This window comes from Edaphobacter sp. HDX4 (genome assembly GCF_036877565.1).
Taxonomy (GTDB): domain Bacteria; phylum Acidobacteriota; class Terriglobia; order Terriglobales; family Acidobacteriaceae; genus Edaphobacter.
The window spans coordinates 39270-49296 of the sequence record NZ_JAEDXW010000032.1 but is presented as its reverse complement, the minus strand read 5'-3'; the positions used below and the strand labels follow the sequence as shown (position 1 = coordinate 49296).

Sequence of the window (10027 nt, the reverse complement as noted above, 5' to 3'; positions counted from 1 at the left end):
AAAACCAGCTTCAATCTTCTTCCTCTTCGTCGCTCTTAAAGATCTGCTGAACGTCCTGGATGACCGTAAAGACGACGACGAGCAGCGATCCACCGATTCCGACAAAGAAAAGCGGTACCAGAATTTCGCTCAGAAAGTGGATAACAGGATCCATAGCGCCGTTTCATTATAGAACCATCCACCGTTGAGTCGGATGGTAGACTCAACCCCGATGCGACTTGTCCCTGGACGGCTCTGGGCTCTGGCAGTGCTCTCTGGCGTTCTGCAGATTGTGCCCTTTCCGATTGCTGGTCCCGTCCCACTCTGGCGGGCCGCCTTCTGTTGGGTGGCCCTTACCCCGCTCCTTTGGGCCCTTACCGGTAACGATCGCCAGGGAAGAGCGTTGAAGCCGACTCAGACTGCGGCTCTTGCCTACGTCTGTGGCTTCGTCTGGTACCTGGGTAACTGCTACTGGATCTATCAGACGATGTACCTCTACGGAGGCCTGGATAAGCCGGTCGCAGTCGGAATACTCCTCCTCTTCTGCCTGTATCTCGGGCTCTATCATGCGCTCTTCGGCGCGCTCTTCGGCGCCGTGCGTTCCTACGCTGGAAGGCAGTATGCGCTTTTGTTGACTCCCTTCCTCTGGGTTGCGGTCGAGCTGGGTCGAGCGCGAATCACCGGCCTGCCGTGGGATCTCCTCGGAATTGCGCAGATCGGCAACTCTGCCCTCACGCGGCTGGCGCCTATCACCGGCGCTTATGGGATCTCTTTCGTCATCGCTCTGGTCAATGCGCTGTGGCTCGTCCGCCTCGAGATTCGCGAGCGGCGCTATACGCGAATCATCCTCACAGGCTTGGGAGTCGTTCTCGTCGTCGCCTATGTCGTCGGAATTCGTCGCATCGCCTTTCCTCGGAGACACCGTACCGACGCGACCGCCACCCTGGTGCAGGAGAATCTGGAGGTTGGAGCGGCTGCAAAAGAGCCGGAGCCCTCTACACAGCAGCTGCTTGAATCCTTCTCTTATCTCAGCCGCCATCCCGGCGACCGCATGTACCTGGGCATGCCCGACCGGCGTTCGACTCCTCGGCTTCAGTTCGCTCCATCAGCGGCTCCTCGCGACTCCGACCTCATCGTCTGGCCAGAGTCACCCGCCCCGTTTGAAGAGATAGATCCGGCGTTCCGTTCCGCCATGTCTTCTCTGGCACGGCAGGCGCATGCTCCCGTCATCGTCGGAAACATCGCTATCGATCGCACCATCTCCAACGCCCGCGGCTACTTCCTCTTCAACTCGGCCTCCTTTGTCTCCCCGCAGGGCGAGTTCGTCGGCCGCTACGACAAGATGCATCTCGTTCCCTTCGGCGAGTACGTCCCCTTCAAAGATCTTTTCTTCTTCGCCCAGAATCTTTTGCACGAAGCCGGAACCTTCGACGCGGGTAAGACTCGCAGCCTCTTCTCCATCAATGGTCATCGCTACGGCACCTTCATCTGCTACGAGTCGATCTTCGCCGACGAGGTCCGGCAGTTCGTCCGCAACGGAGCCGATGTGCTGATCAATATCTCCAACGACGGCTGGTACGGCGATACCAGTGCTCCCTGGCAGCACCTCAACATGGTGCGCATGCGTGCAATTGAAAATCATCGTTGGGTTCTGCGGGCCACCAACACCGGCGTAACCGCCGCGATCGATCCCTACGGCAGGGTGGTGGAAGCCGCGCCACGCCACGTTCGCACCAGCATCCGCGTAAGCTTCGGCTACGAGCACGACCTTACCTTCTATACCATCCACGGAGACTGGTTCGCCTGGCTCTGCGCCGTGGTAACCGCTGTGGCGCTTGGCTTAAGTCTTCGTCCTCGCTTTGCCGTAAACTAAAACGATGCTGAGTGATCTGGAATACACGTACTCCCCGGTGCGCGACAAGGTTCGCGATCTGCGGGAGTATCTTTGACGCGCCCCGTCTGAAGCGTGAACTAGCCGACATAGAAGAAAAGACCGCCGACCCCTCCCTCTGGACCGATCCAGCGCGTTCGCAGCCGCTCATGCGTGAGCGCAAGCGTATCGAGAATCTGCTTGCGGATGACGCAGAGCTGGCCCGTCGCTCTGACGATATAGAAGCCTACTTCGAGCTGGCAAAGGAAGGCGAGGACACCGAGGCCGATCTCTCCCGCGAGATACCTGCTCTCATCGACTTCACCGACAAGCTCGAATCCAAGACCATGCTCTCCGAAGAGACCGACCCGCTCAACGCAATCGTGGTCGTTCACCCAGGCGCTGGCGGAACCGAGTCGCAGGACTGGGCCGAGATGCTCATGCGTATGTACATCCGCTGGGGCGAGCGTCAGAACTTCAAGGTCGAGATCAACGAAATTCAGGACGGGGATGAGGCCGGGATCAAGTCGGCAACCTTCACCATCAGCGGAGACTTCGCCTTCGGTCTGCTCTCGGGCGAAACCGGCGTGCACCGCCTCGTCCGCATCTCTCCCTTCGACTCCGCCAAGCGACGCCACACCAGCTTCGCCTCCGTCTTCGTCTCGCCGGAGATCGACGACACCATCGTGATCGACATCAAGCCCGAAGACCTGCGGATCGACACCTATCGCTCCGGCGGCAAGGGCGGTCAGCACGTCAACACTACTGACTCCGCCGTTCGCATCACCCACCTGCCAACTGGGCTCGTCGCCGGCTGTCAGAACGAGCGCTCGCAGCATAAAAACAAAGAGAGGGCGATGAAGCTCCTTCGCTCGCGTCTCTACGAGTATGAGCTGGAGAAGAAGAAGGCCATCAGCAAGAAGCTCGAGGATTCAAAGCTGGACATCAAGTTCGGCTCGCAGATCCGCAGCTACGTCCTTCAGCCCTACCGGATGGCCAAAGACCTCCGCACCCGTGTAGAAGTCGGCGATGTAGACCGTGTGCTCGATGGCGATCTCGAGCCCTTCATCCGTGGCTATCTGAAGATGCGGCGTGAGGGGGGAGTACCGGCAGCCGTTGCCGTTGACGACGATCTGTAACAGCAGGTGTCTGCTGACATTGAGGGACCCATCGAAAGTGCTCGCTTCACGTGGATCGCGGATTCGAGGTCCGCAGGCGCCGGGGCGGCCTATGGACCACCTTTTCTCCACTTACCGTCGTCGTGGGCGCGAAAGCCTGTGTGACCGGCGATCGCCGTCGTGCATCCAAATCTCAGCATTTCAAGGAGGATGAATGGCGAGCGGGGAAAAGAGCAACGGAATAGACGAGCTTCGCAAGGAGCTTTTGGCCCTGCTCAACGGAGGGCAGGCCCACGCTACGTTTGATGAGGCCGTGAAAGACTTCCCGGAAGTGCATCGGGGCACCGTCCCCGACGGTCTGCCGTACTCCGCCTGGCAGCTGCTGGAGCATATCCGCATCACCCAGCACGACATCCTGCAATTCAGTGCACCTCCAACCGGCGGCTACCAGCCCATCGAGTGGCCCGCAGCCTATTGGCCCCAGTCTTCCGGCCCATCCTCCGTTAACGCCTGGGATGCTTCCATCGCCGCTATCCATAAAGATCGAGAGGCCTTCGAAGAGCTTATCTCTAAACCAGAGGCGGATCTTTACAAGCCCTTCCGCTGGGGCGAAGGACAAAATCTTCTGCGCGAAGCCCTGCTGATTGCCGACCATACCGCCTATCATGTCGGTGAGCTAATCATGTTGCGCCGGCTGCTCGGAATATGGCACAAGTAAACTGCCGCTGGGCAAAGGAAATCGCTATCCGATGAATGAACCTGAAGTCATTCGCGCCATGCTTGGCCGTCCTCCATCGGACCCTCGTACGATTGCCGTGATAGGTCTGTCGTCTAATCCCGACAAGCCGAGCAACTACGTCCCGTCGTACATGCAGCAGCATGGATATCGCATTATCCCGGTCAATCCGCTGGTCGAGTCCGTCCTGGGAGAGAGATCCTTCGCCTCGCTCGCCGATCTCCCCACAAAGCCGGATGTCGTAAATGTCTTTCGATTGCCAAAATTTATTCCAGCAATTGTCGACGAGATGCTTGAGCTCGGCTTCAAGAATCTCTGGGTCCAGCAGGGAATCATCCATAGGGAAGCGGCTCTAAAGGCAGAAGCGGGTGGGATCTGGGTCGTGATGGACCGTTGCATTATGGTCGAACATCGCTTCTCTGATCTGTCCTGAAGCCATGGAACCCTTCGCACGCAGCCTACAATGGAGGTTGATGAACATTCGACGCCATCTCGACTGGTTCCTGGCACTCGTCTGCCTTCTCGCAGCACCTTCGGTCTTTGGGCAGCTCAAGGTCGTCGGCGACGGAGGTCCCGGTCCGGTAAAGGCCCAGCATCTCACCGTTGAGATGGTCTCGCTGGCCCCGGCGATCGCTCCCGGCGGCACCCTTGACGTCGGCCTCGTCATCACTCTCGAAGACAAGTGGCACGTCTACTGGATCAACGCCGGAGACTCCGGTGAGCCTCCGCGCATCAACTGGACCTTGCCCCATGGAATCACTGCGGGCAAGATGCAGTTTCCTATCCCCAGCCGCCTGCCGCTCGGTCCTCTCATGGACTTCGGATATGAGGACGAGGTCGCCTTTCCCGTCAAACTGACCGCGGCTAAGAATCTGAAGCCTGGCCCCATCCATCTGGACGCCAAGGTTGATTGGCTGGTCTGCCGCGAGGTCTGCATTCCCGGCAAGGCCCATCTGGGACTCAACCTCAACGTCGATCCCAAAGCCACCGCTCCCGCGCAACCCGTGGGTGCACTGGGTGAAGCGCTTGGCCTTCTTCCCAAGCCGCTGGATGCGGACATGAAGGCCACCGTCACAGGCGGCAAGAACGAGTTCGTAATCGACCTCATCACCGGCGAGCGAACCACCGATGCGGAGTTCTACCCCTACGACCAGCAGCAGATTGAAAACGCGGGCGATCAGGAGGTTGAACCGCTGCCGGACGGCGTTCGCATCCGCGTCCCTCGTTCCACCGAGCTTACAAAGCTCCCCTCGAAGCTGCGTGGCGTCGTCAAGCTCGATGATGAAACCGCGTACGACGTCAGCGCTCCTGTCATAGCGGGAGAGGTTCCCCGCCGGCCGGGCAGCAAAGCCACACCCGCCGGAGCCGCCGATCTCACGGCCGCAACGGCACTTGGGCTTGCCTTCCTCGGCGGAATCATCCTCAACCTCATGCCCTGCGTCTTTCCTGTCCTGTTCCTCAAGGGGCTCGCGCTGGTGCAGTCTTCCAATGAAGAGCGCGGCCGGTTGCGAAAGCACGGGCTGGTCTACACGCTCGGAATCCTGGTCTCTTTCTGGATCATCGTCGCCGCTTTGCTCGCCCTGCGTGCCGGGGGTAGCGAGGCCGGATGGGGATTCCAGCTTCAATCGCCTGTCTTTGTCGCCGTCCTTGCCCTAGGACTCTTCTTCTTCTCGCTCTCTCTCGCCGGACAGTTTGAGCTTGGACTCTCGCTCACCAGCGTGGGTGGAGATCTTGCAAACAAGCAGGGTTACACGGGCAGCTTCTTTACCGGCGTTCTCGCAACCATCGTGGCTACCCCCTGCACGGCGCCGTTGATGGGAGCAGCCATCGGCTTCGCGCTGGCTCAGCCGACCCTCATCACCTTCGCGATCTTCACGGCCCTGGCCCTGGGACTCGCCACGCCGTACCTTGTTCTCAGCTTTCAGCCCGCATGGACCCGACTGCTTCCGCGCCCCGGCGCATGGATGGAGATCCTCAAGCAGCTCACTGCAATTCCACTCTTTGGCACAGTGATCTGGCTGCTCTGGGTCTATGGACATCTCTTCGGAGCAGACGGCGTAGACCGTGTCGCCTGGCTGCTGGTCAGTCTGCTGCTCATCGCCATCGCGGGTTGGGCTCTGGGCAGATGGCCGGCTCGCTGGGCTAGCGCTATCTCTGCTCTCCTCATCGTGGCAGTTGCGCTGGGGGTCGCTCTTCGCCACCCTAAAGACACCACCCTCGCCTGGCAGCCCTACTCCGAGCAGACCCTCAGCCAGGCTCGATCCCAGGGCAAGCCCATCTTCATCGACTTCACCGCTGCATGGTGTCTCAGCTGCCAGGTCAACGAGCGGCTGGTGCTCCGTTCGAAGGAAGTACAGCGTGAGCTCGTCGACAACAAGGTAATCCTCATCCGGGCCGACTGGACCAAGTACGACTCCGCCATCACCCGGGAGCTCGCCTCCGTGGGACGCAGCGGAGTGCCTACCTACGTCATCTACCCCCTCGGAAAGAGTGCTCCCGACGTCCTTCCTGAGCTCCTCACCAAGGACATCGTTCTCAACGCTCTCAAAAAAGACACCAGCCGATGACACAGAATGATCAACAGCAGATCCGGGAGGCCATCGATCGATGGCTGACCGCCTCCCATGAAGGGGATCTTGCCACGCTTACGAACCTGATGACAGACGACATCGTCTTCCTCACGCCGGGCAATCCACCCATGCATCGGCTCGAGTTCGAGGCGCGCTACCGTTCTATGGCAGGCAAGGTACACATTGAAGGCAAGTCCGATGTGAGGGAGATCACGGTAAACGGCGACATGGCCGTCTGTTGGAACTACCTCGAGATTACGATCACCCCTGAGGGCGCAGCCCCGATCCGGCACGCCGGAAACGTACTCTCAGTCTTTCGACGTGGTGCGGACGGTCATTGGCGGCTCTGGCGAGACGCCAATCTTCTCGCCCCCTCCACGCCTTAACCCTAGGAAGCCTCAGGCAGCTCCATCCCATCTGCCAGCGCATTCGATGTCTGTGGTATCAGCGCAAAGGCGAAGGGGATAAAGATACGAACCTCCGCTATCCTGCCGACGAGTACCCAGCTCGCAAGGTAAAACATCGAAGCAAGCAGAAGGGTTTGTCCCGCTGCCCGCGTTGCCGCACCCGACGCCTTACCCCGCACGTAGGTGTAAAAGATCGGAACAAAGAAGAGGAAAAAGGGTAGAAAGTGATTCGGAGTCAGATTCGCAGGTAATCGAAAGACCTTCGTGGTGCCGTACGTCGCATGCGGGAAGATCCGATGCGACTTACGAGATCTCGGGACGCCCTCTACATCAGCAAGTATCCACGATTCCTTCGTGCACGAAACGAGGGTTGCGGGTTCCTGCGTCTGGCAGCAAAATAGGGTAAAGGCACGTGTCGAGGTGACCTATGTTCCTGCGTCTTCCTCCCGTTCTCCTGTCGTTCGCAGCTCTACCTCTCTTTGCCATCACACCTGGATCGCAGGCGCCCGACTTCAAGGGAACTGACTCCAATGGTGTCACTCATATGCTCTCTGAGTACCACGGAAAGTATGTCGTGCTCGAGTGGGCCAACCAGGGCTGTCCCTACGATCAGAAGCACTATCTCACCGGAAATATGGAGACGCTGCAACGTCAGTGGACGGCCAAGGGAGTAATCTGGCTCTCCGTCCTCTCCTCCGCCCCCGGCGAGCAGGGAAGCGTAACTCCGGTAGAAGAAAATCAATACCTCAAGAAGATGAATGCGGCCCCGACCGCCGCGCTGCTCGATCCACAGGGGACCATCGCGCGACTTTATCAGGCCAAGACCACACCGCACATGTTTGTCATCGACCCGCAGGGCAAGCTCATCTACCAGGGCGCAATCGATGACAAGCCGACGACCGATCACGCGGATATCAAGACCGCCCATAACTACCTCAATGCGGCGCTCCAGTCTGCCATGGCGGGCAAATCGGTCGCCGTCGCCAGCACGCGTCCTTACGGGTGTTCAGTGAAATATAAGGACTAGCTCGCAGGCTCCTTGGATCGCTTCTCCGCTTTCAGGCGCGCAATCTCGTCCATACGCTGCGCCAGCAGCCTCTCGCGTCCTTCATTCGTGGGCTGATAGTAGCGCCGCCCTCTCAGCGAGGCAGGCAGGCACTCCATATCGGCGACGCGCCCCTCCTCGTCATGGGCATACTGGTAGCCCTTGCCATACTCCAACTCCTTCATCAGCTTCGTCGGAGCGTTCCGCAGATGCAGTGGAACCGGCTCTGCCGCTGTCGCTTCGATATCGCCGCACACCGTGTTGTACGCCATGTACACCGCGTTCGACTTAGGAGCCAGCGCCAGATACACGACAGCCTGCGCCAGTGCCAGCTCGCCCTCCGGATGCCCGAGGAAGTGCATCGCGTCTTTCGCAGAAAGACACAGATTCAAAGCCTCAGGAGCCGCCAGCCCGATATCCTCTACCGCCATGCGAACCACGCGCCGAGCCACATACATCGGGTCTTCGCCCGCCTCCAGCATCCTTCCCAGCCAGTAGAGAGCTGCATCCGGATCCGAGTTCCGCACGCTCTTATGCAGCGCAGAGATGATGTCGTAGTGCTGCTCGCCCTTCTTGTCATACAGCAGCACCCGGCGTTGCATCGCCTCCGCGGCAATCGCCTTGGTCAGGACCTTCTCCTTGCGTCCCTGCGCCAGACGAACCGCAACCTCCAGTGCATTCAGCGCATTCCGTGCGTCTCCGCTTGAATAGGAAGCGATGGTGCGCAACGCCTCATCGTCGGCCGAAACTCCCGACGATCCCAACCCGCGCTCCGCATCGTTCAGCGACCTGCTCAGCAGCTCTACCACCTGCTCTTCTGTCAGCGACTTCAGCGTGTAAACACGGCACCGCGACAGCAGTGCGGCGATAATCTCAAACGAAGGATTCTCCGTTGTAGCGCCGATCAGCCGGATCGTCCCGCGCTCCACATAAGGCAGAAAGGCATCCTGCTGCGCCTTGTTGAAGCGATGAATCTCGTCGACAAACAGGATCGTGCGTGAACCCAGATGCGAGGCCTTCTCCGCATCGGCCATCACCTGCTTGATCTCCTTGATCCCGCTCATCACGGCAGAAAACTCAATAAATGACGACTGCGTTCGCGCCGCAATAATCTTCGCCAGCGTCGTCTTTCCGGTCCCCGGTGGACCCCAGAAGATCATCGACGTCGCATCATCATTCTCGATCGCTACCCGGAGCGGCTTTCCCGGTCCCAACAGATGCTCCTGTCCTACATACTCCTCGAGCGTTCGCGGCCGCATACGCTCTGCCAGCGGAGCCCGTCGCGAGGCCGCGCTCGATGCTGTTGCAAGCGGAGTAGTGTCGAACAGGCTCATCGCGTCGCCACCGTGGGACGCCTGCGCAACGGTCCCGGGATCTTCGGAGTCGCAACTTCCTCCTTCACCGTCGTTTCGCTCGAGGAACGCTGTCGCGAAGCCTCATACAATAGCAGCGCCGCCGCCACTGCCGCATTCAGGCTCTCCACCGGTCCGGGGCAGGGAATCGTGATACGCCCCTCGGCCAGTTTCATCCACTCCTCTGCAAGCCCGGAGCCTTCATGGCCAATCAGAAATGCGCTCGGCCGAGTCAGGTCGACGTCATGCGCGCTCCGTACACCCGCCTCAGCTCTTCCAACCGCGGCAAGCAGGCGGATTCCGTGAGTCTTCTGTAGCTGCCCCAGCTCCGTGCGTGTCGCCTCTACCACCGGCATGCGGAAGACGCTGCCCACGCTTGCGCGGACGGTCTTCGGATTCCATGCGCTCACGGTTCCCACGGTTGTAATCACCCCGCTCGCCCCAAAGGCCTCCGCCGAACGCACAATCGTTCCCAGATTTCCTGGATCCTGCAGTCCCGCCGCCACCACCACTAGCGGGACCTCTTGTCGCTTGAGGATATCCGTCAGCTCGAACATCGGCGGTTCGATCAGCGCCGCGATGCCCTGCGGGGACCGCGTCTCCACAGCGCTGGCGAAGACCTCGCGCGTCAGCCAAACCACCTCCGCGCCTGTGCGGCTCGCGACCTCAGGGACCGCCTGCCTCTCTGTCAGAAAGATGGTTCGCACCGCGATCCCGCTGCGTATCGCCTCTTCGAGCAGGTGCTCGCCTTCGATCCCGAGCAATCCGGCAGACAGCCGGTCCTGCCCGGCAAACGCTGCGCGCAGCTGCTTGACTCGTGCATTGGTGCGGCTCGAAATCGCTGTTGCCATTGCTGCCATCCTCAAGAGTTTACGCCGTCGCTGACTGCCGTATCGCTTTCAGCGTTCGTCGGGAATATGCTATGTTCCGAGAAGGCCGCATGCGGCACA

General features: G+C 60.0%; 9 protein-coding genes. 7 read left to right on the top strand and 2 right to left on the bottom strand.

Going from position 1 to position 10027, the window contains the following annotated elements:
• Positions 1–211 precede the first annotated feature (211 nt).
• The 7 genes from lnt (at position 212) to JAO29_RS21330 (ending at position 7707) form a co-directional block, all read left to right on the top strand.
• Positions 212–1852: an apolipoprotein N-acyltransferase gene (gene lnt, locus JAO29_RS21360; RefSeq protein ID WP_334270305.1), complete on the top strand. Its 1641-nt coding sequence runs from the start codon at positions 212–214 to the stop codon at positions 1850–1852.
• A gap of 4 nt (positions 1853–1856) precedes the next feature.
• Positions 1857–2988, top strand: a protein-coding gene (gene prfB / locus JAO29_RS21355; RefSeq protein ID WP_334270304.1) for a peptide chain release factor 2 whose coding sequence is annotated in 2 segments (ribosomal slippage) — positions 1857–1925 and positions 1927–2988 — 1131 coding nt in all. Because the reading frame shifts where the segments join, the coding sequence is not laid out codon by codon here.
• A 193-nt stretch (positions 2989–3181) separates the two neighbouring features.
• Entirely contained in the window at positions 3182–3685 is a 504-nt protein-coding gene (locus JAO29_RS21350) for a DinB family protein (RefSeq protein ID WP_334270303.1), read from the top strand.
• Positions 3686–3716: 31 nt separating this feature from the next.
• Entirely contained in the window at positions 3717–4136 is a 420-nt protein-coding gene (locus JAO29_RS21345) for a CoA-binding protein (protein WP_334270302.1), read from the top strand.
• Between the two features lie 40 nt (positions 4137–4176).
• Positions 4177–6270, top strand: a complete 2094-nt coding sequence (locus JAO29_RS21340; protein WP_334270301.1) for a protein-disulfide reductase DsbD family protein — start codon at positions 4177–4179, stop codon at positions 6268–6270.
• Complete coding sequence (locus tag JAO29_RS21335) at positions 6267–6659, top strand: YybH family protein (RefSeq protein ID WP_334270300.1); 393 nt, start codon at positions 6267–6269, stop codon at positions 6657–6659. Before JAO29_RS21340 ends, JAO29_RS21335 begins: the two co-directional genes overlap by 4 nt.
• 448 nt (positions 6660–7107) lie before the next feature.
• Positions 7108–7707 carry a redoxin domain-containing protein gene (locus tag JAO29_RS21330; protein ID WP_334270299.1) on the top strand — a complete coding sequence of 200 codons (600 nt, stop codon included), beginning with the start codon at positions 7108–7110 and terminating at the stop codon, positions 7705–7707.
• Here the strand turns inward: JAO29_RS21330 and JAO29_RS21325 are convergent.
• Positions 7704–9059, bottom strand: a complete 1356-nt coding sequence (locus JAO29_RS21325) for a replication-associated recombination protein A (RefSeq protein WP_334270298.1) — start codon at positions 9057–9059, stop codon at positions 7704–7706. The genes JAO29_RS21330 and JAO29_RS21325 overlap by 4 nt on opposite strands.
• Entirely contained in the window at positions 9056–9928 is an 873-nt protein-coding gene (locus tag JAO29_RS21320) for a TrmH family RNA methyltransferase (protein WP_334270297.1), read from the bottom strand. The genes JAO29_RS21325 and JAO29_RS21320 overlap by 4 nt, the downstream gene beginning before the upstream one ends.
• Positions 9929–10027: the final 99 nt, after the last annotated feature.